General features: G+C 64.7%; 21 protein-coding genes. 14 read left to right on the forward strand and 7 right to left on the reverse strand.

Annotation, left to right across the window (positions count from 1 at the left end; all coding sequences use genetic code 11):
* Positions 1-35: 35 nt before the first annotated feature.
* The 4 genes from PPL01S_RS11685 (at position 36) to PPL01S_RS11700 (ending at position 6,091) form a co-directional block, all read left to right on the forward strand.
* A complete protein-coding gene (locus PPL01S_RS11685) occupies positions 36-347 on the forward strand; it encodes a DUF485 domain-containing protein (protein WP_008090326.1) in 312 nt (103 codons plus the stop codon).
* Positions 344-2,008: a cation acetate symporter gene (locus PPL01S_RS11690; protein ID WP_016391357.1), complete on the forward strand. Its 1,665-nt coding sequence runs from the start codon at positions 344-346 to the stop codon at positions 2,006-2,008. Before PPL01S_RS11685 ends, PPL01S_RS11690 begins: the two co-directional genes overlap by 4 nt.
* Positions 2,009-2,206: 198 nt before the next feature.
* Positions 2,207-2,833, forward strand: a complete 627-nt coding sequence (locus PPL01S_RS11695) for a response regulator transcription factor (RefSeq protein ID WP_028626011.1) — start codon at positions 2,207-2,209, stop codon at positions 2,831-2,833.
* A gap of 3 nt (positions 2,834-2,836) precedes the next feature.
* Positions 2,837-6,091, forward strand: coding sequence for a response regulator (locus tag PPL01S_RS11700; RefSeq protein WP_028626010.1), 3,255 nt, complete (start codon positions 2,837-2,839; stop codon positions 6,089-6,091).
* Here the strand turns inward: PPL01S_RS11700 and PPL01S_RS24635 are convergent.
* On the reverse strand, positions 6,019-6,171 hold the full coding sequence (locus PPL01S_RS24635; protein ID WP_012271016.1) for a DUF3309 family protein: 153 nt from the start codon (positions 6,169-6,171) through the stop codon (positions 6,019-6,021). The two genes, PPL01S_RS11700 and PPL01S_RS24635, sit on opposite strands and share 73 nt — an antisense overlap.
* Positions 6,172-6,380: 209 nt before the next feature.
* Here PPL01S_RS24635 and PPL01S_RS11710 point away from each other — a divergent pair, with 209 nt between their 5' ends.
* Both PPL01S_RS11710 and PPL01S_RS11715 read left to right on the forward strand, forming a co-directional pair.
* The gene (locus PPL01S_RS11710) at positions 6,381-7,190 is read left to right on the forward strand and encodes an SDR family oxidoreductase (RefSeq protein ID WP_016391360.1); all 810 of its coding nucleotides are present in this window, start codon (positions 6,381-6,383) and stop codon (positions 7,188-7,190) included.
* 126 nt (positions 7,191-7,316) lie between these two features.
* Positions 7,317-7,538 carry a carbon storage regulator gene (locus PPL01S_RS11715; RefSeq protein WP_028626009.1) on the forward strand — a complete coding sequence of 74 codons (222 nt, stop codon included), beginning with the start codon at positions 7,317-7,319 and terminating at the stop codon, positions 7,536-7,538.
* A 45-nt stretch (positions 7,539-7,583) separates the two neighbouring features.
* Here PPL01S_RS11715 and PPL01S_RS11720 read toward each other — a convergent pair whose 3' ends face one another.
* The 5 genes from PPL01S_RS11720 to mnmC form a co-directional block, all read right to left on the reverse strand.
* A complete protein-coding gene (locus PPL01S_RS11720) occupies positions 7,584-7,811 on the reverse strand; it encodes a YheU family protein (protein WP_016391214.1) in 228 nt (75 codons plus the stop codon).
* 59 nt (positions 7,812-7,870) lie between these two features.
* Entirely contained in the window at positions 7,871-9,055 is a 1,185-nt protein-coding gene (locus PPL01S_RS11725; protein WP_028626008.1) for an osmoprotectant NAGGN system M42 family peptidase, read from the reverse strand.
* Positions 9,056-9,127: 72 nt separating this feature from the next.
* A complete protein-coding gene (gene ngg / locus PPL01S_RS11730) occupies positions 9,128-10,873 on the reverse strand; it encodes an N-acetylglutaminylglutamine synthetase (protein WP_028626007.1) in 1,746 nt (581 codons plus the stop codon).
* 3 nt (positions 10,874-10,876) lie between these two features.
* The gene (locus tag PPL01S_RS11735) at positions 10,877-12,664 is read right to left on the reverse strand and encodes an N-acetylglutaminylglutamine amidotransferase (protein WP_028626006.1); all 1,788 of its coding nucleotides are present in this window, start codon (positions 12,662-12,664) and stop codon (positions 10,877-10,879) included.
* A gap of 176 nt (positions 12,665-12,840) precedes the next feature.
* Positions 12,841-14,808, reverse strand: coding sequence for a bifunctional tRNA (5-methylaminomethyl-2-thiouridine)(34)-methyltransferase MnmC2/FAD-dependent 5-carboxymethylaminomethyl-2-thiouridine(34) oxidoreductase MnmC1 (mnmC, locus tag PPL01S_RS11740; protein ID WP_028626005.1), 1,968 nt, complete (start codon positions 14,806-14,808; stop codon positions 12,841-12,843).
* Between the two features lie 198 nt (positions 14,809-15,006).
* Here mnmC and pap point away from each other — a divergent pair, with 198 nt between their 5' ends.
* Positions 15,007-16,500 (forward strand): polyphosphate:AMP phosphotransferase, encoded by a 1,494-nt coding sequence (gene pap, locus PPL01S_RS11745; RefSeq protein WP_016391209.1) that lies wholly within the window; start codon positions 15,007-15,009, stop codon positions 16,498-16,500.
* Between the two features lie 107 nt (positions 16,501-16,607).
* Positions 16,608-17,564 carry a DMT family transporter gene (locus tag PPL01S_RS11750; RefSeq protein ID WP_016391208.1) on the forward strand — a complete coding sequence of 319 codons (957 nt, stop codon included), beginning with the start codon at positions 16,608-16,610 and terminating at the stop codon, positions 17,562-17,564.
* A gap of 104 nt (positions 17,565-17,668) precedes the next feature.
* Here the strand turns inward: PPL01S_RS11750 and PPL01S_RS11755 are convergent, their stop codons facing one another.
* Positions 17,669-19,063: a class II fumarate hydratase gene (locus PPL01S_RS11755; protein WP_016391207.1), complete on the reverse strand. Its 1,395-nt coding sequence runs from the start codon at positions 19,061-19,063 to the stop codon at positions 17,669-17,671.
* A 153-nt stretch (positions 19,064-19,216) separates the two neighbouring features.
* On the opposite strand from PPL01S_RS11755, the gene PPL01S_RS11760 reads away from it, so the two are divergent.
* From PPL01S_RS11760 to PPL01S_RS11785, 6 genes are all read left to right on the forward strand, one after another.
* Positions 19,217-19,738 carry a DUF2059 domain-containing protein gene (locus tag PPL01S_RS11760; RefSeq protein WP_016391206.1) on the forward strand — a complete coding sequence of 174 codons (522 nt, stop codon included), beginning with the start codon at positions 19,217-19,219 and terminating at the stop codon, positions 19,736-19,738.
* A gap of 10 nt (positions 19,739-19,748) precedes the next feature.
* On the forward strand, positions 19,749-20,045 hold the full coding sequence (locus PPL01S_RS11765) for a BolA family protein (RefSeq protein ID WP_016391205.1): 297 nt from the start codon (positions 19,749-19,751) through the stop codon (positions 20,043-20,045).
* A gap of 206 nt (positions 20,046-20,251) precedes the next feature.
* Positions 20,252-21,184, forward strand: a complete 933-nt coding sequence (gene trhO / locus PPL01S_RS11770; protein ID WP_016391204.1) for an oxygen-dependent tRNA uridine(34) hydroxylase TrhO — start codon at positions 20,252-20,254, stop codon at positions 21,182-21,184.
* 3 nt (positions 21,185-21,187) lie between these two features.
* Positions 21,188-21,820 carry a DsbA family protein gene (locus PPL01S_RS11775; protein ID WP_016391203.1) on the forward strand — a complete coding sequence of 211 codons (633 nt, stop codon included), beginning with the start codon at positions 21,188-21,190 and terminating at the stop codon, positions 21,818-21,820.
* Positions 21,813-23,645, forward strand: a complete 1,833-nt coding sequence (locus PPL01S_RS11780; protein ID WP_028626004.1) for an ABC transporter ATP-binding protein — start codon at positions 21,813-21,815, stop codon at positions 23,643-23,645. Before PPL01S_RS11775 ends, PPL01S_RS11780 begins: the two co-directional genes overlap by 8 nt.
* 240 nt (positions 23,646-23,885) lie before the next feature.
* The gene (locus tag PPL01S_RS11785) at positions 23,886-26,342 is read left to right on the forward strand and encodes an EAL domain-containing protein (RefSeq protein WP_016391201.1); all 2,457 of its coding nucleotides are present in this window, start codon (positions 23,886-23,888) and stop codon (positions 26,340-26,342) included.
* Positions 26,343-26,353 lie beyond the last annotated feature (11 nt).

A 26,353-nucleotide genomic window follows, 5' to 3' on the forward strand; every position in this document is an offset into this window, starting at 1 on the left:
TTTCATCCCCTACCTGTGCTGCTAGGACAAAAACAATGAACGACAGCATTTACCTCTCGATACAAAACAGCCCCCGCTTCAAGGAGCTGGTCAGCAAACGCGAGCGCTTCGCCTGGATTCTCTCGGCGATCATGCTCGGCCTCTACTGCGCATTCATCCTCCTGATCGCCTACGGTCCTCACCTGCTGGGCGCCAAGCTCAGCCCCGAGTCGTCGATTACCTGGGGCATTCCCCTGGGCGTCGGCCTGATCGTTTCGGCATTCGTCCTGACCGCCATCTACGTGCGCCGCGCCAACGGCGAATTCGATGAGCTGAACAAGGCCATCCTCAAGGAGGCGCAACAATGATTCGCCACGCCAAAGCCCTGGCCGTCCTGGCCTGCGGCGCTTTCGCACCCGCCGTGTGGGCAGCCGATGCCATCACCGGCGAGGTGCAGAAGCAGCCACTGAACGTCTCGGCGATCGCCATGTTCGTGGCCTTCGTCGCCTTCACCCTCGGCATCACTTACTGGGCCTCCAAGCGCAACAAGTCGGCGGCGGACTACTACGCGGCCGGCGGCAAGATCACCGGTTTCCAGAACGGCCTGGCGATTGCCGGCGACTACATGTCGGCGGCCTCGTTCCTGGGGATTTCCGCGCTGGTGTTCACCTCGGGCTACGATGGCCTGATCTACTCCATCGGCTTCCTGGTCGGCTGGCCGATCATCCTCTTCCTGATCGCCGAACGCCTGCGCAACCTGGGCAAGTACACCTTTGCCGACGTTGCCTCGTACCGCCTCGGGCAAAAGGAAATCCGCACCCTGTCGGCCTCCGGCTCGCTGGTGGTGGTGGCGTTCTACCTGATTGCGCAGATGGTCGGCGCCGGCAAGCTGATCGAGCTGCTGTTCGGCCTGGACTACCACGTAGCGGTGATCCTGGTGGGCATCCTGATGTGCCTGTACGTGCTGTTCGGCGGCATGCTGGCGACCACCTGGGTACAGATCATCAAGGCCGTGCTGTTGCTGTCCGGCGCCAGCTTCATGGCACTGATGGTGATGAAGCACGTGGGCTTCGACTTCAACACCCTGTTCTCCGAAGCGATCAAGGTACACAGCAAGGGCGAGGCGATCATGAGCCCGGGCGGCCTGGTCAAGGACCCGATCTCGGCCTTCTCGCTGGGGCTGGCGCTGATGTTCGGTACCGCTGGCCTGCCACACATCCTGATGCGCTTCTTCACCGTCAGTGACGCAAAAGAAGCGCGCAAGAGCGTGCTGTACGCCACGGGTTTCATCGGCTACTTCTACATCCTGACCTTCATCATCGGCTTCGGCGCGATCCTGCTGGTCAGCACCAACCCGGACTTCAAGGATGCCGCTGGCGCCTTGCTGGGCGGCAACAACATGGCGGCGGTGCACCTGGCCGATGCCGTGGGTGGCAGCATCTTCCTCGGCTTCATCTCGGCAGTGGCCTTCGCCACCATCCTGGCGGTGGTCGCCGGCCTGACCCTGGCCGGTGCCTCGGCGGTGTCCCATGACCTGTACGCCAGCGTCTGGCGCAAGGGCAAGGCCAACGACAAGGACGAGATCCGTGTGTCGAAGATCACCACCATCGCCCTGGGCGTGCTGGCGATCGGCCTGGGCATCCTGTTCGAGAAGCAGAACATCGCCTTCATGGTCGGCCTGGCGTTCTCCATTGCCGCCAGCTGCAACTTCCCGGTGCTGCTGCTTTCGATGTACTGGAAGAAGCTGACCACCCGCGGCGCCATGATCGGCGGCTGGCTGGGCCTGATCAGCGCAGTGACGCTGATGATCCTCGGCCCGACCATCTGGGTGCAGATCCTGGGTCATGAGAAAGCCATCTACCCGTACGAGTACCCGGCGCTGTTCTCGATGATCATTGCCTTCGCCGGTATCTGGTTCTTCTCGGTCACCGACAAGTCCAAGGCGGCCGATGACGAGCGTGCGCTGTTCTACCCGCAGTTCGTCCGTTCGCAGACTGGCCTGGGTGCCAGCGGGGCGGTGTCGCACTAAGCCTGCACCTGTAGCTTGAACACAACGCCCCGCCTGTCGGGGCGTTTTCGTTTCTACTGGCCCTATCGCCGGCAGTAATCACAAAAAATTGTCTTTAGGAAATTTCCTCAGGTCATGGGGAAATTTCCTGCTTTTTGTGTGCGCGCAAAAGACCATCATCAAGCGGATGATATTGGTTGGCTATCAGCGAGGTGGATCATGCACAGGGCACTGGTGGTCGACGACCACCCTTTCATCCGTTCCACGGTGTGCATGCTGCTGCGCCGGGAGCGTCTGCAGATCGTCGGCGAGACCGACAACGGCATCGAAGCGGTGCGCATGGCGCGTGAACTGGCGCCTGACATCATCATCCTCGACATCAGCCTGCCCGGGCTCGATGGCATGGAGGTAATCGACCGGGTCAAGCGCCATGAGCATCCGCCCAAGACCCTGGTGCTGACGTCGCACCTGGCCGAAGCCTATTCCCTGCGCTGCATGCAGGCAGGGGCGGCCGGCTTCGTGTCCAAGACAAACGACCTGGGCGAGCTGAACAAGGCGGTGCGCGCGGTGCTGTCGGGGTTCACCTACTTCCCCGAGGTGGCGCTGAGCTCGGTGTACAGCCAGGAGCTGCATGCCCCCGACGCACAGCGCATTGCCAGCCTGAGCCACCGTGAGCTGATGATCCTGCAACAGCTGTCCCGAGGCTTGAGCAACAAGGCCATCGGCGAGGCCATGTTGCTGAGCAACAAGACCGTCAGCACCTACAAAGGGCGCCTGCTGGAGAAACTGCGACTCAATTCGCTCATCGACATGGCGGATTTCGCTCGTCGCAACCAACTGATCTGACCCGTGCGTGCACTCTGGCTGATGTTGCTGTGCTGTCTGTTTCCCTTGCCTGGCGTGGCGACACCCGCGTTCCACGGTCGTGCGGCGTTCGAGGGGCCGCGTGCCGAGCCTGACAACGTCGATCTGCGCTGGCTGTGGCGCCATCGCGTGCTGCGCATGGGAGTGCTCGGTACTGACCAGCCGCCGCTCGATATCCTCGGCACCGGCCGCGCCTACGAAGGCATTACCGCCGACTATGCGGGCCTGGTGGCCGAATACCTGAATCTGGACATGCAGGTTCAGGTGTTCGACGGCTTCGAAACGGCGGTCGCGGCATTGCGTGAAGGGACGGTCGACCTGCTCGGCTCGGTGACCACCCAGCAAGCGTTGCAAGCAGGCTTGCGCTTGTCGCCGGCGTACGCCGAGGACCACCCGCTGCTGCTCGCCCAGGACCTGAAAAGCAGCATTCAGCGTGGCACATCGTTGCGCCTGGTGATGGTGGACGGCTATCGCCCTGTGGATCAGGTCGACCATTTCTACCCGCAGGCCCAGGTCCGGGTGCACCCGACGGCCTTCAGCGCCCTGGCCGCCCTGACCCTGGGCCAGGCCGACCTGTACTTGGGCAACGCGCTGATCGCGCGCTATCTACAAGGGCGCAGCCAGCTGAGCGGGGTGCAGGAGATCGGCCACGCGGCCTTGCCGCGCCAGGGCATCGGTTTTGCCATGCTCGACAACGGCTCGCCACTGTCGCGTCTGGTAGACGCTGCCCTCGATGGTATCAGCGACGTCGAGCGTACTCGCATCAGCGAGCGCTGGCGCCCACTGGCAGAAAGCGCGCGAGCGACCCAGGTGGTGCAGTTGAGCGATGCCCAGCAGCGCTGGTTGAACGACAACCCCCGCGTGCGAGTGCTGGTGGATGACCAGTTGCTGCCCTTGAGCTACCGAGACAGCAAGGGCGAGTTACGTGGCCTGACGCTGGATGTGCTGCAACTGATCACCCGGCGCACCGGGCTGGAATTCGACGTGCAGGCCGGCGCGGGCGTCGAGCAGATGATCGAGCAGGTCACTCATGGCAAGGCGCAGTTGATCGCAGGCTTGCCCTACAACGCCCGCCTGGAGCAGCGCCTGGGCTTCAGTCGGGCCTACCTGAGCGCCTCGCGTGTGCTGGTCAGCCGCCAGGGTGCAAAGGCGCCGGAGAATCTTGAACAACTGGACGGACGGCGTGTGGCACTGGTCTGGGGCAGCGCCATGGTCGAGGTGTTGCAACATCGTTATCCGCAGGTGCGCCAACGTCTGGTGACCGGCCCGGTGCAAGCCTTGCATGCGGTCGCCGATGGCAAGGTGGATGCTGCCCTGCTGACCCTCGACGATGCCCGCCCCTTGGTCGCGCGCTGGTATCCCGGGACATTGCAGATCAGCGCCAGCCTGGCATTGCCACCGGTGCACTTCGCTCTGGCCGGTGCCCGCGGCGCCAGCGAGCTCCTGGGCATCATCGATAGCGCGCTGCTGAGCCTGACCCCGCGTGAGACCGACGCCCTGGTGCGCCGCTGGCGAAACCCGATGATCGTCCCCGACGGCGTCTGGTCGCGGCACCGCGGCAAGATTCTGCTCGGCTTCGGCATCGCGTTCGCGCTGTTGCTGCTCGCCCTGCTGTGGATCCGCTACCTGCGCCGCCTGCAGGTGCGGTTGCGACGGGCCAAACGTGCGGCCGATGCGGCCAACCAGGCCAAGACCGAGTTCCTCGCCACCATCAGCCACGAAATCCGCACGCCACTGCATGCAGTGCTGGGCATGCTGGAACTGGCCCAGCGCAAGGCCGCCCAGGGCATTCTCGACCGGCTGGCCCTGGAGGTGGCCACCGATGCTGCACTCGGGCTGAAAGAACTGATCGGGGACATCCTCGACATTACCCGCATCGAGACCGGCCACCTGCAGTTGGCGCCGCAGCGCGTGCGCTTGCGCGAACTGGTGGAGCGGGTGGTCCAGCTGTTCGAGCAACAGGCTCGTGGCAAGGGGCTCGACCTGCAGATGCAGATGAGTGGCGCAGTGGATATCGAGGTGATGCTCGACCCGCTGCGCTTCAAGCAGGTGCTGGCCAACCTGCTGAGCAACGCCATCAAGTTCACCGAGCGCGGGCGGATCGTGGTCAGCCTGCAGGCCATGCCCGACGGCGGGCTGCTGGACGTGACGCTGCAGGTCAAGGACAGCGGCGTGGGTATTGCCGCCAGTGAACTGGCCAGTCTCGGTCAAAGATTTCGCCAGGCCAGCAACCACAGGCAATCACCCCGTGCCAGTGCCGGGCTGGGCTTGAGCATCAGCCGCAGCCTGTGCCAGCTGATGGGCGGCGAGCTGTGTCTGCGCAGTACCCTTGGGCAGGGCACTGAAGCGCATGTGCAGCTCACCTTGCCGTTGTTGCCGGCCGCGGCACCTGCGCCTGAAACGCCCTTGTTGCCAGTTCAAGGCGGGCCGCGGTTGCGGGTGCTGGTAGTCGATGATTATCCGGCCAACCGGCTCTTGCTGGCGCAGCAGCTGGACTACCTGGGGCATCAGGCGCGGGTGGCGGAGGACGGCGCCCAGGCCTTGCGCCTTTGGCTCAAGGAACACTTCGATGTAGTCATCAGCGATTGCAATATGCCGCGCCTCGACGGCCACGGCCTGGCCCGCGCCATCCGTCAGCACGAACGCCGCAGCGGACGCCCTCGCTGCCGACTGATCGGGCTTACCGCCAGTGCCCAGGAAAGCGAGCGCCGGCGCAGTTGCGAGGCAGGCATGGATGACTGCCTGTTCAAGCCGTTGGACCTCGAAAGTCTGATCCGGGCGCTGATGAGTGCCCAGCCCACTCAGGCGCAGGAAGAAGAAGGAGCGATGCTTTGCCTGTCACACCTCAGGCACCTGGTGGGCAACGACGAGGCGGCGCTCAAGGCATTGCTGGCGGACTTGCGCACCAGCAACCGGGAAGACCTGCAGCGTCTGGAAGGGCTGGGTGATGACCCCGCTGCCATCGGCGAGCTGGCGCACCGGGTAAAAGGCGGCGCACGCATCGCCCGCGCCGAGGCGCTGGTAGCCTTGTGCGAGCAGGTTGAACGTTGCTGCCAGGCCGTACCGCCGGAGCGGTTGGCGCTCAGCCTGGCGCTGCGTGCCATGGGCGACGGCATGCTTCGCCTGGAACGGCAGCTGGAGCGCCAGGCCGGGCAGAACGCGTTGGGTCATATCATGCCGAGCAACAACAGTACCAACAGAATCACCAGCACCACGCCGACGATACCGGAAGGGCCGTAGCCCCAGCTGCGCGAGTGAGGGAAGACCGGTAAGCCACCAATCAACAGCAGGATCAGGATGATGATGAGGATCGTGGTCATGACGGAGTCCTTGCGTGGTTGAGGGTCAAGGGCCTCGGACTGCTGGCCTCTTGTAGATTGGGACCGGTGCCGCTTGTGAAAAATTCCATTCGAGTGTGGCCTGTTTCGGCCCAATCATGCCCTCCCATTCACTAACCTGATCGACCCTGCCAGCCACCGTGGCCTTGATTAGACTCGCCTGATCTTCAGTCAACACAAGGCCTGCCACCATGCACAACCGCATCATGATCACCGGCGCAGGATCGGGGCTCGGCCGCGAGATCGCCCTGCGCTGGGCGCGCGAGGGCTGGCGCCTGGCGCTGGCCGATGTCAACGAGCCCGGCCTGCGGGAAACCCTCGATCAAGTGCGTGCAGCAGGCGGCGAAGGCTTCGTGCAGCGTTGCGACGTGCGCGACTACAGCCAACTCACCGCCCTGGCCCAGGCCTGCGAGGAAAAGCTCGGCGGCATCGATGTGATCGTCAACAACGCCGGGGTGGCCTCGGGCGGGTTCTTCGCCGAGTTGTCACTGGAAGACTGGGACTGGCAGATCGCGATCAACCTGATGGGCGTGGTCAAGGGCTGCAAGGCGTTCCTGCCGCTGCTCGAACGCAGCAAGGGGCGCATCGTCAACGTGGCCTCCATGGCCGCGCTGATGCAGGGGCCCGGGATGAGCAACTACAACGTTGCCAAGGCCGGGGTGCTGGCGCTGTCGGAAAGCCTGCTGGTCGAGCTGCGCCAGGTGGAGGTGGCGGTGCATGTGGTCTGTCCGTCGTTCTTCCAGACCAACCTGCTCGATTCGTTCCGGGGGCCCAATCCTGCAATGAAGGCTCAGGTCGGAAAATTGCTGGAAGGTTCGCCGATCAGCGCGTCGGATATCGCCGATTACATCTACCGGCAAGTCGCCGCCGGCGAATTCCTGATCCTCCCGCACGAGGCCGGTCGTCAGGCCTGGAAGCTCAAGCGGCAGGCGCCGGAGCGGCTGTATGACGAGATGGCGGACATGGCCGTGAAGATGCGCGCCAAAGCGCAAACGCGGTGATTGTAGGAAGCGTCTGTAGGGATTTTTACCTGAATATGTAGGGTAATTCTGCTTTTCAGTGGAAGCGTTGAGTTGTTGAAAAACCCCATGCACTCTCCGGGTTTTCCTGTTGTCGGAGAGCGAAACATGTTGGTTATCGGGCGCGAAGTCGGGGAGGTCATCGTCATTGATGACCATATCCAGATCAAGGTCGTGGAAACACGGGATGGCTCGGTGCGTTTTGGCGTGAGTGCGCCCAGGGATGTGCCGGTGCATCGGGCCGAGGTGTACAAGCGGATCAAGGCGGGGGAGGTCAGTAGGGCCCCTATCGCCGGCAAGCCGGCCCCCACAGGTACATCACAGGCCTGAAGTGCTGTGGAATACCTGTGGGAGCCGGCGATCAGGCCATGAATATCAGTCGAGCAACTCGCGCGGCACATCATGCCTGGCCAGCAATTGGCACTGCTGGCTCTCCAGGTCGAACAGGATGAACGCCTGGCCCTTGGCCAACGCCTGGCGCACCCGCAAGACACGGGTTTCCAGGGGGGTGTCGTCACCATTGTCGGTGCCGTCGCGGGTCACGAAGTCCTCGATCAGGCGGGTCAGGGTCTCGGCTTGCAGTTGGTCGTAGGGAATCAGCATGGCAGCGTTCGGCTTGGCAGAAGAATCAGCCAATGCTACGCCAAACATGGCCCCCTGGCTCACCCCTTGTTCCCCACCAGGCTGTCCACTGCCGGCACCCGCGTGTCGCTCTCCATCTGCGCATCGTGCTCCAGCTGGTGGCTGAAGCGTTCGAGCGATGCATTGGCCGGGTTCGAATCGCTGGCGAACACCGGCGGGCTCAGCAGGTAGCCCGACAGCAGCCGGCTGAGTGCGGCCAGGCTGTCGATGTGGGTGCGCTCGTAGCCGTGGGTGGCATCGCAGCCGAACGCCACCAGCGCGGTACGGATGTCGTGCCCGGCAGTGACGGCGGAATGGGCATCGCTGAAGTAGTAGCGGAACACATCGCGGCGCACCGGCAGGTCCTGGTCGCCGGCAAGCTTCAGCAGGTGGCGCGACAGGTGATAGTCGTAGGGGCCGGAGGAATCCTGCATGGCCACGCTGACCGCATGTTCGCTGGAGGTCTGGCCCGGAGCTACCGGGGCAATGTCGATGCCGACGAACTCGCTGACGTCCCAAGGCAGGGCTGCCGCGGCGCCGGAGCCGGTTTCCTCGGTGATGGTGAACAGCGGATGGCAATCGATCAGCGGCTGGCGACCGCTCTCGACCACGGCCTTGAGCGCGGCGAGCAGTGCGGCGACCCCAGCCTTGTCGTCCAGGTGACGGGCGCTGATGTGGCCGCTTTCGGTGAACTCCGGCAGCGGGTCGAAAGCGACGAAGTCGCCGACGGCTATCCCCAAGGCTTCGCAGTCGGCGCGGGTGGTGCAGTAGGCATCCAGGCGCACTTCCACGTGTTCCCAGCTGATCGGCATCTGGTCGATGGCGGTATTGAAGGCATGCCCGCTGGCCATCAGCGGCAGCACGCTGCCGCGGTACACGCCGGTGTCGGTGAACACGCTGACCCGGCTGCCTTCGGCAAAGCGGCTCGACCAGCAGCCGACGGCGGCCAGGGCCAGGCGGCCATTGTCCTGGACCTGGCGCACGCAGGCGCCGATGGTGTCGAGGTGGGCCGAGACGGCGCGGTCGGGTGAGCTTTGCCGGCCCTTGAGGGTGGCGCGGACGGTGCCGCGGCGGGTCAATTCGAAGGGAATGCCCAACTCGTCCAGGCGTTCGGCCACGTAGCGCACGATGGTGTCGGTGAAGCCGGTCGGGCTGGGGATCGCGAGCATTTCCAGGAGCACGCGCTTGAGGTAGTCGAGGTCGGGTTCGGGGTGTCGTTCGGACATGGGGTACTCCTTGGTTCTGGCTGTGTCCTCGATGGCCCTATCGCCGGCTTGCCGGTGATAGGGCCATCGATGTCACGGCAAAGGCCGGCTATGCGGAAACAGCAGGTCGACAAAACGCTCGGCGGTCGGCTGCGGTTCATGGTTGGCCAGCCCGGCCCGTTCGTTGGCTTCGATGATCACGTATTCCGGGCTTTCGGCATCGCGCACCATCAGGTCCAGCCCTACCACCGGAATATCCAGCGCCCGTGCCGCACGCACGGCAGCGTCGGCCAGCACCGGATGCAAGCGCTCGGTGACGTCTTCCAGGGTGCCGCCGGTATGCAGATTGGCGGTACGGCGCACGGCCAGGCGCTGGCCGGCAGGCAGTACGCTGGCATAGTCGAGGCCGGCATCGCGCAGGGTGCGCTCGGTCTCCTCGTCCAGTGGAATGCGGCTTTCGCCGCCGGTGGCGGCCTGTCGGCGGCGGCTCTGGGCTTCGATCAGCGCCTTCACGCAGTGCTTGCCGTCGCCCACCACCTGGGCCGGGTGACGAATGGCGGCAGCCACCACCTCGTAGCCGATCACCAGAATGCGCAGGTCCTGGCCGGGGTGGAAACTTTCCAGCAGCACCCGGCTGTCGAAGCGCCGCGCCTGGTCGACGGCCTGGCTGACGGCTTCGTAGGTGGTCAGGTTGACCGCCACGCCCTGGCCTTGTTCGCCGTCCACCGGCTTGACCACCACCGCGCCGTGGTCGTCGAGAAACGCCAGGTTGTCGTCGGCATTACCGGCCAGTTGCTGCACCGGCACCTGCAGGCCGGCGTTGTGCAGGGCCTGTTGGGTCAGGCGCTTGTCCTGGCAGAGGGTCATGCTGATGGCGCTGGTCAGGTCGCTGAGCGATTCGCGGCAACGCACCCGGCGCCCACCGAGGCTGAGGGTGAACAGCCCGCCAGCGGCGGCGTCCACCTGCACCTCGATGCCGCGCCGGTAGGCTTCATCGACGATGATCCGCGCATAAGGGTTCAGCCCGGCTTCGGGGCCCGGGCCGAGGAACAGTTGCTGGTTGATGCCGTTCTTGCGCTTGACGGCGAAGGTCGGCAGGTTGCGAAAGCCGAGCTTCTTGTACAGCCGCTTGGCCTGGCGGTTGTCATGCAGCACCGACAGGTCGAGGTACGCGAGCCCCCGGCTCATGAAATGCTCGATCAGGTGGCGCACCAGCACTTCGCCGACACCGGGGCGGGTGCACTGCGGGTCCACGGCCAGGCACCACAGGCTGCTGCCGTGTTCCGGGTCGTCGAAGGCCTTGCTGTGGTTCAGGCCCATGACGCTGCCGATCACCGCACCGCTGTCTTCGTCCTCGGCCAGCCAGTACACCGGGCCGCCGAGGTGGCGCGGGGTGAGCCGCTCGGGCTGCACCGGCAACATGCCGCGGGCCTGGTACAGGCCGTTGATCGCCTGCCAGTCGGCGTCGGTCTGCGCGCGGCGGATGCGAAAGCCGCGGAACACCCGTTGCGCCTGGCGGTAATCGGTGAACCACAGGCGCAGGGTGTCGGACGGGTCGAGGAACAGTTGGTGCGGCGCCTGGGCGAGCAATTGCTGGGGAGCCGCCACGTACAGGGCGATGTCGCGCTCGCCGGGTTGTTCTTGCTGCAGCGCCTCGGCCAGGCTTTCTGCGTCTGGGTAGGTATGGCCGATGAGCAGGCGGCCCCACCCGCAGTGCAGGGCGCGCGGCTGGTCGTGGGGCTCGCTGCCGTCGCCGGCCAGACGCGCCTGCAGGCGCTCGTAGGAAGGCGCCTGGCCCCGCAGCAGGCGCTGGCCGTAGGCGATTTCGTGGGCTTTCATCGGTCAGATTCCTTGTTCGCTGAGCCACAGGTTCAGCGCCGCCAGCTGCCACAGCTTGGAGCCGCGCAGCGGGGTGAGCTGGCCGTGCGGGTTGCTCAGCAGGCGGTCGAGCATCGCCGGGTTGAACAGGCCGCGGTCCTGGCTGGGGTCGGTCAGCAGCTCGCGCACCCAGTCCAGCGTGGCGCCTTGCAGGTGCTTGAGGCCGGGGACCGGGAAATAGCCCTTCTTGCGGTCGATCACCTCGTGGGGGATCACCCGCCGTGCCGCTTGCTTGAGCACCTGCTTGCCGCCGTCGGGCAGCTTGAAGCGTGCCGGAATGCGCGCCGACAGCTCGACCAGGCGGTAGTCGAGGAACGGCGTGCGCGCCTCCAGGCCCCAGGCCATGGTCATGTTGTCGACTCGCTTGACCGGGTCGTCGACCAGCATCACCGTGCTGTCCAGGCGCAGCGCCTTGTCCACCGCCTCTGGTGCACCGGGGCGGGCGAAGTGCTCGCGGACGAAATCGCCGGCTGCGTCGGTTTCCAGCAGCCACGGCGCCTGCACCGTGTCGCGGTACTCGTCGTGGCTGCGGTCGAAGAACGCCTCGCGGTAGGCGCCGAAGGCATCCTCGGCGCCGTTTACCTGCGGGTACCAGTGGTAGCCGGCGAACAGCTCGTCGGCGCCCTGGCCGCTCTGCACGCCCTTGCAGTGCTTGGCCACTTCCCGCGAGAGCAGGTAGAAGGCAATGCAGTCGTGGCTGACCATCGGCTCGCTCATGGCGCGGAAGGCGGCCGGCAGCTGTTCGATGATCTCGTTCTCGGCGATGCGCAGCTTGTGGTGGCGGGTGCCGTAGTGGTGGGCGATCAGGTCGGAGTACTGGAACTCGTCGCCGCGCTCGCCGCCGGCATCTTCGAAGCCGATGGAGAAGGTCGACAGGTCATCCACGCCCACCTCACGCAGCAGGCCGACCAGCAGGCTGGAGTCGACACCGCCGGACAGCAGCACGCCGACGTCCACCGCTGCGCGCTGGCGGATCGCCACGGCATCGCGGGTGGCATCGAGCACACGGGTGGTCCAGCCTTCCAGGTCGAGGTCGCGCTCGTCCGGGTCGGGCCCGTAGTGCAGCTGCCACCAGGTCTGGCGCTCGACTTCACCGTGGCGGTCGATGCGCATCCAGGTGCCGGGTTCGAGCTTCTGCACGTTGGCCAGCAGGGTGCGTGGGGCGGGTACCACGGCGTGGAAGTTGAGGTAGTGATTGAGTGCCACCGGGTCGATCATCGGGTCGATGTCGCCGCCCTTGAGCAACGCCGGCAGGGTCGAGGCAAAGCGCAGCCGCTCACCGTTGCGCGACAGGTACAGGGGCTTGACGCCCAGGCGGTCGCGGGCCAGGAACAGGCGCTGGTTGTCGCGCTCCCAGATGGCCAGGGCGAACATGCCGTTGAGCTTGGGCAGCAATGCCGCGCCCCAGGCGTGGTAGCCCTTGAGCAGCACCTCGGTGTCGCCGTCGGAGCAGAAGGTGTAGCCCAGGTCCTGCAGCTCCTGGCGCAGTTCGGGGAAATTGTAGATGGCACCGTTGAAGGCCAGCGCCAGGCCCAAGGGGTTGTCGACCATCGGCTGGGCCGAGCCGTCGGACAAGTCCATGATCTTCAGGCGCCGATGACCGAGGGCGATCGGGCCCTGGCTATGGAAGCCCCAGGCGTCCGGGCCGCGGGGCGCCAGGTGATGGGTGATGCGCTCTACCGCGGCGAGGTCCGCCGGGCGAGGGGCTTGGTCGATGGGGGTGAAACGCAACTCTCCTGCTAATCCGCACATAGGTCCTTACCGGTTTTTCCGTTGGGGAATCAGTGCCCCGGATTAGGGCACCTGTAAGGAACTGACCTGGGTGAATTGCGAGAGTTTTAGATCGATCTGTTATAAGGGCCGAGGCCGCGCTGCAAGGCCCTTTTGGGAGCCGGCTTGCCGGCGATCGGGCTGCAAAGCAGCCCTGCTCATTTCCCGCGAATCAGCTTGCGCAAGCCAAAGCGGTTCGGATGACTGGCCTCGGCCACCGCCCGCGGCAACGGCAATGGCTCACCACTGGCCCACGCCGCAATCAGCTCGCCTGAAAGCGGTGCGGTGATCAATCCCCGCGAGCCATGCCCACTGTTCACATACAAGCCCTCCAGCCAAGGGCAGGGCACTTCCGGCACCTGCCGCGCATCCTTGCCCAGCACGGCATAGGCCTCGGCGAAGGCCTCAGGGTCGGCAACCGGTCCGACGATCGGCAGGTAATCCGGGCTGGTGCAGCGGAACGCCGCACGCCCCTGGAGTTGTTCAGGGTCGAGTGCCGCTGTGCCCAGGCGCTCGGCCAGATCAGGGGAGATCTCTTCCAGCAGCGCCAGGTTGCCTTGATGCTCGGCGACGGTGGGCGCCAGGTCATCGTTGTGGAAATCGAAGCTGGCCCCCAAGGTATGCTCGTCGCCCCGTGGCGGTACCACATAGCCCTCGGCGCACACCACGGTTTGCAGTTCACGGCTGGTTTCGGTGGCCGGCAGGCGGGTGATCTGCCCGCGGATCCGCTTGAGCGGCAACTGCGCACAGGGCTCGAAACGGCGCACATCGGCGGCGCCGGCCAGTACCACCAGCGCTGCACTGGCCAGCAACTGTTCGCCCTCCCAGGCCTGCCACAGCCCGTCGGACTTGCGCAGTTCGATCACGTGGCGATGGACCTGCACCTGGATGTTCGGGTGCTGCAGTTGCGCCTGGCACAACGCGGGCGGGTGCACCCAGCCACCTTCGGGATAGAACAGGCCGCCTGCAGGCAGTGCCACGCCGGCGATCGCCTCGGCCTCGGCCTGCCCCAGCGTGCGCAGCAGGCTGCTGTCGAAGGCCTCGGCGAGCTTGGCCTGACGCTCGGCCTCCTTGCTGTCGAAAGCCAGTTGCAACACACCGCAGGCGTCCCAGTCCTGACCTTTCTGCAACCGTTCGAGCTGGCGGCGGGTGTAGCCGAAACCGGACAGGATCATTTGCGACAGGGCTGTGCCATGGGCGGACAGCTTCAGGTACAGCACACCCTGCGGGTTGCCCGAGGCTTCCCGTGCCGGTGCATCGTGACGCTCCAGTACCGTCACCTGCCAGCCGCGCGCGGCCAGGCTGGCCGCGCTGGCACTGCCGGCCAGCCCGGCGCCGATCACCAGTGCCTGACGTGGGCCTTGGACCGGGGCAGGGCGGGCGTACCAGGGCGCGGCCATGTCCGGTGATGGCTGGCCGGTGTATTCACCGCTCATCACTTCCCATTTCTTGCCGATGCCGGGAATCTTTTTCATGGTGAAGCCGGCCTCGATCAGCCCGCGCCTTACCCAGCCTGTGGTGGTGAAGGTGGCCAGAACGGTGCCGGCATGGGCGAGCCGCGCCAGTTGCGCGAACAGCGCAGGCGTCCACATGTCGGGGTTCTTGGCCGGGGCGAAACCATCGAGGAACCACACGTCGATGCGGGCGTCCAGTTGCGGCAACTGGTCCAGCACATCGCCAATCAGCAAGGTCAGGGTGACCCGGCCGTGGTCGAAGGTGAACTGCTGGAAGCCCGGGTGCACCGCCACGTACTGGGCGAGGAAAGGTTCGGTGAACGCCGCCATCTCCGGCCAGAGGCGCACCGCGCGGGCCATGTCATCGGCAGCCAGCGGGTACTTCTCGACGCTGACGAAATGCAGGCGGGCGTCGCCAGGGGCGTGTTCGGCGAACAGCTGCCAGGCACAGAAGAAGTTCATGCCGGTGCCAAATCCGGTTTCGCCGATCACCAGGCAGTCGTGCGCTGGCAGTTCAGCGATGCGCTGGCGCAGGCGGGTCTGCTCGAGGAACACGTAACGGGTTTCGTCGGTGCCTTCGTTTTTCGAGAAGTAGACGTCGTCGTATTGCCGCGAATGGGGGCGGCCCTGGTCGTCCCAGTCGATCTGGGCGTGCTGGAGGAGGGTGGACATGGTTGGCTCGGTTGCAGCGGATGGGCGGATTTTATGCCATCCGCCGGATTTGCGCTGGTTGCAAAGGCCCTATCGCCGGCAAGCCGGCTCCCACAGATACCCTGCCGAACCCTGTGGGAGCCGGCTTGCCGGCGATTAGGCCATTACAGGCCTGCACAAAAATCCGCTAGTCTTTCTTATCCAATGAAGGAGCCAAGCATGTTCGAATCTGCGGAAATCGGTCACAGCATCGACAAGGAAACCTACGACGCCGAAGTGCCCGCGCTGCGCGAGGCGCTGCTCGAAGCCCAGTACGAGCTGAAGCAGAAGGCGCGCTTCCCGGTGATCGTGCTGATCAACGGCATCGAAGGCGCCGGCAAGGGCGAGACGGTCAAGCTGCTGAACGAGTGGATGGATCCGCGCATGATCGATGTGCTCACCTTCGACCAACAGACCGACGAGGAACTGGCCCGGCCACCGGCCTGGCGCTACTGGCGGGCCTTGCCACCGAAGGGGCGAATGGGCGTGTTCTTCGGCAACTGGTACAGCCAGATGCTCCAGGGCCGAGTGCACGGGGTGTTCAAGGATGCCGTGCTCGACCAGGCCATCGCCGGTGCCGAGCGCCTGGAGCAGATGCTCTGCGACGAAGGCGCGTTGATCATCAAGTTCTGGTTCCACTTGTCCAAGAAGCAGATGAAAGCCCGCCTCAAGTCGCTCAAGGACGACCCGCTGCACAGCTGGCGGATCAGCCCGTTGGACTGGCAGCAATCGCAGACCTACGACCGTATCGTGCGGTTCGGCGAGCGCGTGCTGCGCCGTACCAGCCGCGACTATGCGCCCTGGCACATCGTCGAAGGCGTCGACCCGAACTACCGCAGCCTGGCGGTCGGGCGCATCCTGCTGGAGAGCCTGCAGGCCGCGCTGGCCGTCAACCCCAAGGGCAAGCACCAGGGCAATATCGCACCGCTGGGCCGCAGCATCGACCAGCGCAACCTGCTTGGCGCACTGGACATGACCTTGCGCCTGGACAAGCAGGACTACCAGGAGCAACTGATGACCGAGCAGGCCCGCCTGGCCGGCCTGCTGCGGCACAAGCACATGCGCCGGCATGCCCTGGTGGCTGCCTTCGAAGGTAACGATGCCGCCGGCAAGGGCGGTGCGATCCGCCGCGTGGCAGCGGCGCTCGACCCGCGCCAGTACCGTATCGTGCCGATCGCCGCACCTACCGAGGAAGAGCGCGCACAGCCGTATCTGTGGCGCTTCTGGCGGCATATCCCGGCGCGCGGCAAGTTCACCATCTTCGACCGGTCATGGTACGGGCGGGTGCTGGTGGAACGGGTCGAAGGTTTCTGCACGCCCAGCGACTGGATGCGCGCTTACAGCGAGATCAACGATTTCGAGGAGCAGTTGGTCAATGCCGGGGTGGTGCTGGTCAAGTTCTGGCTGGCGATCGACCAGCAGACCCAGCTGGAGCGTTTCGAGGAGCGTGAGCAGATCCCGTTCAAGCGCTACAAGATCACCGAGGACGACTGGCGCAATCGCGACAAGTGGGACGAGTACACCCAGGCTGTCGGCGACATGGTCGACCGCACCAGCAGCGAGATTGCCCCGTGGACGCTGGTGGAGGCCAATGACAAGCGCTGGGCGCGGGTGAAGGTGTTGCGCACCATCAACGACGCACTGGAGGCGGCGTTCGCCAGGCACAAGAAATAGTGCGGCCATGCCTTGCGGGAATGAACAGATGAATTCTTTTCCCGGCATTTTTCCATGAAGACCTTCAGAATCAAGCTACCCCCACTACGGGCTTGATCGAGGACTTTATGCACAAAACTTCCGGCCGCTGGGTCTATGGCCTGTTCCTGGCGCTGCTTACTGCACTGCTGTGGGGCATTCTGCCCATCAAGCTCAAGCAGGTATTGCAGGTGATGGACCCGGTGACCGTGACCTGGTACCGCTTGACGGTATCGGGCGGCCTGCTGTTCTGCTGGCTGGCGCTGAAGCGGCAACTGCCTGCGGTGGGCAAGCTGCCAGTCAAGGGCAAAGGCCTGGTGGTAGTTGCCGTGTTCGGCCTGCTGGGCAACTACGTGCTTTACCTGATCGGCCTGAAACTGCTCAGCCCGGGCACCACGCAGCTGGTGGTGCAGATGGGCCCGGTGCTGCTGCTGGTGGCCAGTGTGCTGGTGTTCAAGGAACGCTTCAGCCTGGGGCAGGGCATGGGGCTGCTGGTTCTGTTGTGCGGTTTCGGCCTGTTCTTCAACCAGCGCCTGGAAGAGCTGCTGACCTCGCTGGGCACCTACACCACCGGGGTGCTGACCGTTCTGCTGGCCACCAGCATCTGGGTGTTCTACGCGTTGAGCCAGAAACAGCTGCTGACGGTGTGGCATTCGCAGCAGGTGATGGTGGTGATCTACCTGGGCTGCGCCGCACTGCTGACGCCTTGGGCGCACCCGCTGCAGGCGCTGCAGTTGTCGCCGGTTCAGGGTTGGCTGCTGCTCGCCTGCTGCCTCAATACCCTGGTGGCCTATGGTGCGTTTGCCGAGGCATTGGCCCACTGGGAGGCTTCGCGGGTGAGTGCCACGCTGGCCATGACGCCGCTGGTGACCTTCGTTGCGGTGGCGCTGGCGGCCTGGGTATGGCCTGACTATGTGCATGCCGAAGACATCAATGCCCTGGGGTATGTGGGGGCAGTGACGGTAGTGCTGGGGTCGACGCTGGTGGCGGTGGGGCCTTCGCTGGTGGCCGGGTGGCGCACGCGCATGGCCAAGAACGCCGGTTGACCGCGTGGGCCCCATCGCCGGCAAGCCGGCTCCCACAGGTACCCCACCGAACCCTGTGGGAGCCGGCTTGCCGGCGATAGGGCCGTTACAGTCAAAAGCAAAACTCAGCCCTTGCCACCGGGCGCCAGCATGTTCTCCGGCCGCACCCACTGATCGAACTGCTCATTGGTCAGGTACTTCAATTCAAGCGCCGCCTCGCGCAAGGTCTTGCCTTCGCCATAAGCCTTCTTGGCAATCTCCGCCGCCTTGTCATAACCGATATGCGGGTTCAGCGCCGTCACCAGCATCAACCCCCGCTCCAGATGCGCCGCCATCTGTTCGGCATCCGGCTCGATCCCGGCCACGCAATGCAGCTGGAAGTTGCGACAGCCATCGCTCAGCAGCTCGATCGACTGCAGCAGGTTGTGGATGATCACCGGCTTGAACACGTTCAGCTGCAGGTGCCCCTGGCTTGCGGCAAAGCCGATCGCCGCGTCGTTGCCCAGCACCTGGCAGGCCAGCATCGACAGGGCTTCGCACTGGGTCGGGTTGACCTTGCCGGGCATGATCGAACTGCCCGGCTCGTTGGCCGGCAGGCGCACTTCGGCCAGCCCCGCGCGCGGGCCGGAGCCGAGCAGGCGCAGGTCGTTGGCAATCTTCATCAAGGCCACCGCCAGGGTCTTCAGGGCACCGGCCAGGCTGGTCAGCGGCTCGTGGCCGGCGAGAGCGGCGAACTTGTTCGGCGCGGTGACGAACGGCAAACCGGACAGGGCAGCCAGCTCGGCGGCGATGGCTTCGGCGAAACCGTGCGGTGCATTCAGCCCGGTCCCCACCGCCGTCCCCCCCTGGGCCAGCTCGCACACCGCCGGCAAGGTGGCGCGGATGGCGCGCTGGGCATAGTCGAGCTGGGCGACGAAGGCGGACACCTCCTGGCCGAAGGTGATTGGCGTGGCGTCCATCATGTGCGTGCGGCCGGTCTTGACCAGCTTGTGGTGGCGTGCCGACAGTTCGGCCAGGCCTGAAGACAGCTCGGCAATCGCCGGCAGCAGTTTGTTTTGCACCGCCTGTACCGCGGCTATGTGCATGGCGGTGGGGAAGCAGTCGTTGGAACTCTGCGAACGGTTGACGTGGTCGTTCGGGTGCACCGGCGCCTTGCCGCCGCGGCCCTTGCCGGCCAGCTCGTTGGCGCGCCCGGCGATCACCTCGTTGACGTTCATGTTGCTCTGGGTGCCGCTGCCGGTCTGCCATACCACCAGCGGGAACTGGTCGTCGTGCTCGCCGTCGAGCACTTCGTCGGCCGCCTGTTCGATCAACCGGGCGATGTCCGCCGGCAGGTCGCCGTTGCGGTCGTTGACCCGCGCCGCGGCTTTCTTGATCAATGCCAGGGCGTGCAGCACCGCGAGCGGCATGCGTTCCTTGCCAATGGCGAAGTTGATCAGCGAGCGCTGGGTCTGAGCGCCCCAGTAGGCGTCCTCCGGAACTTCGACCGGGCCCAGGCTGTCTGTCTCGATACGGCTCATGCTGCGTTCACTCCTTGTCAGTCAGAATCAGCAGTTTAGGCCCTCATGCGAACGAGCGGTTCATTCGCTCGTCGTGCTACTTGAGCGCTGCGCCCTCGCGGGAGCAGAATGCTCTACTCTGAGGTTTCGCCTCCCCTCCCTGAAGGAAATGCAATGACCCGTCTCCGTGTCCTCTGTGCCGCCGTCGCGCTGGCCTGTGCCAGCGGCCAGGTACTCGCTGCCACCCCAAGCCACAACGCTGCCGCCGAGAAGTTCCTGACCCTGGCCAATGCCGACAAGCTGGGCACTCCGGTGTACATGCAGGTCCAGCAGATGTTCGCCCAGCGCTTTGCCCAGACCAAGGCCCCGGCGTCCAAGCAGCCCGTGCTGCAGAGCTACCAGGCCAAGGCCAACGCTGCGCTGGACAGCGCCATCGGCTGGAACAAGCTGAAGCCGAAGATGGTCGACCTGTACACCCAGACCTTCACCGAGCAGGAGCTCAAGGATCTGGTCAAGTTCTACGAGTCGCCGCTGGGCAAGAAAGTCCTGACCCAGATGCCCAAGGTCACCCAGCAGTCGGCCCAGCTGACCCAGCAGAGCCTCGAGCCTGCGGTACCGGTGGTCAACAAGCTGCTCGACGACATGACCAAGGAACTCGACCCCAACGCTGGCAAGGCCGCTCCGGCCAAGAAGTGAGTGACGAGCGATGAGCATGCAGCAACGCATCGAGCAGCAGCTGGCCGCGCTGGCGCCGCAGCACCTTGAAGTGCTCGACGAAAGCCACATGCACAGCCGTGGCCAGGAGACCCACTACAAGGCGGTGATCGTCAGCGAGCAGTTCGCCGGGCTCAACAGCGTCAAGCGTCACCAGAAGGTCTACGCCACCATGGGCGAGCTGATGCAGCAGATCCATGCCCTGGCGATCCACACCTACACCGCCGAGGAGTGGGCCCAGGTCGGCGCCGCACCGGCCTCGCCGGTGTGTGCTGGCGGCGGGCACTGAATCCTTTCCGTCGTTCTGGTACAATCCGCGACATCCCAAGGGGGCCGCTGCGCGGCCCATCGCTGGCAAGCCAGCTCCCACAGGTACAGCGCACGCCGCACCTTGTGGGAGCCGGCTTGCCAGCGATGGGCTACGCAGCAGCTCCCTGTTTCATGTCAAACCCGGTCCGCCCCTTACGAGGGCACCTACCTGGAGATACACCGCAAATGTCCCAACCGATCGTCGTGGCGGCGCTGTACAAGTTCGTCACCCTGGAAGACTACGTCGAACTGCGCGAGCCGCTGCTCAAGGCCATGCTCGACAACGGCGTCAAAGGTACCCTGCTGATCGCCCACGAGGGCATCAACGGCACCGTCTCGGCCACCCGTGAAGGCATCGACGGCCTGCTCGCCTGGCTGCGCAGCGATGCGCGCCTGGTGGATGTCGACCACAAGGAATCCTACTGCGACGAACAGCCGTTCTACCGCACCAAGGTCAAGCTAAAGAAAGAGATCGTCACCCTCGGCGTGGCCGGCGTCGACCCGAACCAGGCGGTCGGCACCTATGTCGAGCCCAAGGACTGGAACGCCCTGATCAGCGACCCTGAAGTGCTGCTGATCGACACCCGCAACGACTACGAAGTGGCCATCGGTACCTTCAAGGGCGCCATCGACCCGAAGACCGAGACCTTCCGCGAGTTCCCCGAGTACATCAAGGCCAACTTCGACCCCAGCAAGCACAAGAAGGTTGCGATGTTCTGCACCGGTGGCATCCGGTGCGAAAAAGCTTCCAGCTACATGCTCGGTGAGGGCTTCGAGGCGGTCTATCATCTTAAGGGCGGCATCCTGAAATACTTCGAGGAAGTGCCTCAGGAAGAAAGCCTCTGGGACGGCGACTGCTTCGTCTTCGACAACCGCGTCACGGTGCGCCATGACCTGAGCGAAGGCGAGTACGACCAGTGCCATGCCTGCCGCCACCCGATCAACGTGGAGGACCGCGCGTCCGAGCACTATTCGCCAGGGGTGAGCTGCCCGCACTGCTGGGACAGCCTGAGCGAAAAGACCCGGCGCAGCGCCATCGACCGGCAGAAGCAGATCGAGCTGGCCAAGGCGCGCAACCTGCCGCACCCGATCGGCTACAACTACAAAGCCGAGGCCTGATGCATGACTGCACGCCTGCTCTATGTGATGGACCCGATGTGCTCCTGGTGCTGGGGATTCGCGCCGGTGGCCGCGGCCCTGATCGCCCAGGCGCAGGAGGCAGGCGTGCCGACCCGGCTGGTGCTGGGCGGCCTGCGCAGCGGTGGCAGCGCGCTGGATGCCTCGACCCGCAAGTACATCTTCGAGCATTGGCAGGCGGTGGCCGAGGCCACCGGCCAGCCGTTCCGCTTTGACGGCGCCATGCCCGATGGCTTCGTCTACGACACCGAGCCTGCCTGTCGTGCACTGGTCACCGCTCGCGAGCTGGATGCCGAGCGCGTGTGGCCACTGTTGAAACTGATCCAGCGTTCGTTCTACGAGCAGGGCGTGGATGTCACCACGGCGCCGCAACTGGTCGAGCTGGCCGAGCAGGCCGGTTTCGATCGCGCCAGCTTCGCCGAAGCACTCACCCGTGCCGATACCCGTGCCGCTACCGCCGCGGATTTCAGCTGGGTACAGGACCTGGGCATCGCCGGATTCCCGACCCTGCTGGCCGAGCGCAATGGCCAACTGGCGCTGCTGACCAACGGCTACCAGCCGCTGGAGCGCCTGCAACCCTTGCTCGGTCGTTGGCTACAGCAGGCCGCCTGTGCTTGATCTGCCAGGGTCGCCCGACCCTGTGCCGGGGAAACCGGCAGCTGTGCCCGATCGTCTGAGCTGGGCGGAAATTCGCCGCCTGGCACTGCATCACAAGAAAAACCTGTGGACCGCCAACCTGATCGCCGTGCTTGCAGCCTGCTGCAGCGTGCCGATTCCGTTGCTGCTGCCGTTGCTGGTCGACGAAGTGCTGCTGGGGCACGGTGATGCCGCCCTGAAATGGATGAACCAGCTGCTGCCCAGCGGCTGGCAAGTGGCGGCCGGCTATATCGGCCTGATGCTGGTGCTCACCCTGGCCTTGCGCCTGGCGGCGCTGGCGTTCAACGTGGTCCAGGCCAAGCTGTTCGCCGGCCTGGCCAAGGACATCGTCTACCGCTTGCGTATCCGCCTGATCGAGCGGCTCAAGCGTATCTCGCTCAAGGAATACGAAAGCCTGGGCAGCGGCACGGTGACCACGCACCTGGTCACCGACCTGGACACCCTCGACAAGTTCGTCGGCGAAACCCTCAGCCGCTTCCTCGTGGCCATGCTGACGCTGACCGGTACGGCGGCGATCCTGATCTGGATGCACTGGAAGCTGGCGCTGCTGATCCTGCTGTTCAACCCGCTGGTGATCTATTTCACCGTGCAGCTGGGCAAGCGCGTCAAGCACCTGAAAAAGCTCGAGAACGACAGCACTTCGCGGTTTACCCAGGCGCTGTCGGAAACCCTCGATGCGATCCAGGAGATCCGCGCCAGCAACCGCCAGGGCTACTTCCTCGGCCGTCTCGGCCTGCGTGCCCGCGAGGTGCGCGACTACGCCGTGGATTCGCAGTGGAAGAGCGACGCCAGTGGCCGCGCCAGTGGCCTGCTGTTCCAGTTCGGCATCGATATCTTCCGTGCGGCGGCCATGCTCACGGTGCTGTTCTCCGACCTGTCGATCGGGCAGATGCTGGCGGTGTTCAGTTACCTGTGGTTCATGATCGGCCCGGTCGAGCAACTGCTGAACCTGCAGTACGCCTACTATGCAGCCGGTGGCGCGCTGAGCCGCCTCAACGAGTTGCTGGCGCGGGATGACGAGCCGCAGTATCCGGCGGCCAGCGACCCGTTCGCCGGCCGTGAAACGGTGGGTATCGACGTGCGCGACCTGCGCTTTGCCTATGCCGAGGAACCGGTGCTCGATCACCTTGACCTGAGCATCGCGCCGGGCGAGAAGGTGGCCATCGTCGGCGCCAGCGGCGGAGGCAAGAGCACATTGGTGCAGTTGCTGCTGGGCCTGTACAGCGCCCAGGCCGGGACTATCCGCTTCGGTGGCGCCAGCCTGCAGGAAATCGGCCTGGAGACGCTGCGCGAGAATGTCGCGGTGGTGCTGCAGCACCCGTCGCTGTTCAACGATACGGTGCGCGCCAACCTGACCATGGGCCGCGAGTGCAGCGATGAGGCCTGCTGGCAGGCACTGCGCATCGCCCAGCTGGATGCCACCATCGCGGCCCTGCCGCAGGGGTTGGACAGTGTCGTCGGGCGTTCCGGGGTGCGCTTGTCCGGCGGCCAGCGCCAGCGCCTGGCGATCGCCCGCATGGTCTTGGCCGAGCCCAAGGTGGTGATTCTCGATGAGGCCACCTCGGCGCTGGACGCGGCCACCGAGTACAACCTGCACCTGGCCTTGGCGCGCTTCCTCAGCGGGCGCACCACGCTGATCATCGCCCACCGCCTGTCGGCGGTGAAGCAGGCCGACCGCGTGCTGGTGTTCGATGGCGGGCATGTGGCCGAAGATGGCGGCCACCAGCAGCTGATTGCCGAAGGTGGCTTGTATGCCAAGTTGTATGGGCATTTGCAGCAGACCTGATCGAGTCACAAGCTGCAAGCCACAAGCCACAAGCCACAAGCCACAAGCTACAAGCTACAAGCCACAAGCTGCAAGCTTAGTGCGCGAAAGTCTGCCTGTTCTTGTAGCTTGTAGCTTGTAGCTTGTAGCTTGTAGCTTGTAGCTCGCAGCTCAAAATTCCCCTCCACACAGATGGCAAATGGCCTACGCTGAGCTTGTCTGGGTTGAATCGAGCCTTATCTGCTCTGTGACAGGGACTACATGAAGGGAAATCGCACGCTAGAGGCGCCAAGGTTGCTGGGTATCATCTGGCCCTTTATCGCCGTTGTAGTCTTCCAGGTCTTGCTGGGCAGCCTCAGTCTGTACGCGCTGTCGGCCGTGCGTGCCTATGTCGCGGGCGAGAGCTTGTGGTCCAAGGCCCAGAAAGACGCCATCTACTACCTGAACCTGTATGCCGACAGCGGCGACTCGCGCATCTACGAGCGCTATCGCCAGGTCGTTAGCGTGCCACAGGGCGATCACCTGCTGCGCGAGGTGCTCGACCAGTCCAGCCCGGACCTCGAGGCGGCACGCCAGGCTGTCTTGCAGGGCGGCAACCACCCGGACGACGTCGAGCGGATCATCTGGTTCTACCGCAACTTCCGCCAGGTCAGCTACATGCAGACGGCCATCGCTTACTGGAACATCGGCGACAAGTACCTGAACGAACTGGACGTGCTGGCCAACGAGATGCGCGATGGCTTCGCCAAGGGGCAGGCCACGCCTGCTCGGGTCAGCGCATGGCGAGCTCGCATCGTCGCCGTCAACGAGGGCGTGACGCCTGCGGCCAAGGCTTTCAGCGATGCCCTGGGCGAAGGTTCGCGCATGCTGTTGCGGGTGCTGCTGATCACCAACCTGGCGACCGCCTTGTTCCTCATTACCATTGCGTGGCGCCGCTCGAGCAAGTTGCTGGCTCAGCGCCAGGCATTCGCCAGTGCTCTGCAGGAAGAAAAGGAGCGGGCACAAATCACGCTTCAGGCGATCGGCGATGCGGTGATCACCACCGATGTCGATGGCTGCATCGTCTACATGAACCCGGCCGCCGAACAGCTGACCCATTGGCAGGCCGGACAGGCCCAGGGCGTGCCCTTGACGGCGCTGTTCAGCCTGGTCGAGGAGCAGGCTGAAGACGATGGCGCTACGCTGCTCGAGCAGGTGCTCAGCGGCAGCCTGAAGGGTGGGTCCGAGCATGCCAAGCTGATTCAGCGCCTGGATGGCAGCACGGTTTCGATCAACCTGGTTGGCTCGCCGATCATCAACGACGGGCAACTGGCCGGCATCGTGCTGGTGCTGCACGACATGACCCAGGAACGCCAGTACATCGCCAACCTGTCGTGGCAGGCCACCCACGACGCCCTGACCGGCCTGGCCAACCGCCGCGAGTTCGAATACCGCCTGGAGCAGGCGCTCAATGGCCTGGCGCGTCAAGCCGGGCGGCACGCGTTGATGTTCCTGGACCTCGACCAGTTCAAGCTGGTCAACGATACCTGTGGCCATGCCGCCGGCGATGAACTGCTGCGGCACATCTGCGCCGTGCTGCAGTCGGGGCTGCGCGAGGGTGACACCTTGGCCCGGCTGGGCGGGGACGAATTCGGCGTGCTGCTGGAAAACTGCCCGTCCGATCAGGCCGAGCGGATTGCCGAAAGCCTGCGCCAGGCGGTGCAAACCTTGCACTTCGTGTGGAAGGGCAGGCCATTCGTGACCACCGTCAGTATTGGCCTGGTCGGCCTGGCGCAGGCGCCCACCACCTTGGAAGCTTCCCTGCGCGCAGCCGACATGGCGTGCTACATGGCCAAGGAAAAGGGGCGCAACCGGGTGCAGGTGTATCACGCCGATGACAGCGAGCTGTCCATGCGTTTCGGCGAAATGGCCTGGATCCAGCGCCTGCATGTGGCCCTGGAGGAAAACCGCTTCTGCCTGTATGCCCAGGAGATTGCTCCGCTCACCTCCATCGAAGGGCCGGGCCATATCGAAATCCTGCTGCGCCTGCATGACGAAAGCGGCCGTACCATCCTGCCCGACAGTTTCATCCCGGCAGCCGAACGCTATGGCCTGATGACCGCCCTCGACCGCTGGGTGGTGCGCAACGTGTTCCAGGTCATCCGCCAGAGCCTGGACGAGGGCCGGGATGGGCCCTTGGCGATGTGTGCGATCAACCTGTCGGGGTCGAGCATCGGTGATGACATGTTCCTCGAGTACCTGCAGCGGTTGTTTGTCGAATATGCCATTCCGCCGCGGATGATCTGTTTCGAGATCACCGAAACCAGCGCTATCGCCAATCTGGGCAGCGCCATCCGGTTCATCAACGAATTGAAAAAGCTGGGTTGCAGGTTCTCGCTCGACGACTTCTGTGCCGGGATGTCGTCATTCGCCTATTTGAAACATCTTCCCGTGGACTTCTTGAAGATCGACGGAAGTTTTGTCAAAGATATGCTGGATGATCCGGTCAATCGGGCCATGGTCGAGGTGATCAACCACATTGGCCACGTCATGGGCAAGCGGACCATCGCCGAGTTCGTGGAAACACCGTTGATCGAGCAGGCCTTGCAGGAGATCGGCGTCGATTACGCCCAGGGCTATCTGATCGAAAGACCGCAGGTGTTCACCGGCGACAGTCTGCAGCGCCAACGGATCGCTGCACGGCCCCTGCTGCATCGGGCGCCTGGAACCTTTCGCTGAACCTCAATCGG

The organism is Pseudomonas plecoglossicida NBRC 103162 = DSM 15088 (assembly GCF_000730665.1).
Taxonomy (GTDB): domain Bacteria; phylum Pseudomonadota; class Gammaproteobacteria; order Pseudomonadales; family Pseudomonadaceae; genus Aquipseudomonas; species Aquipseudomonas plecoglossicida.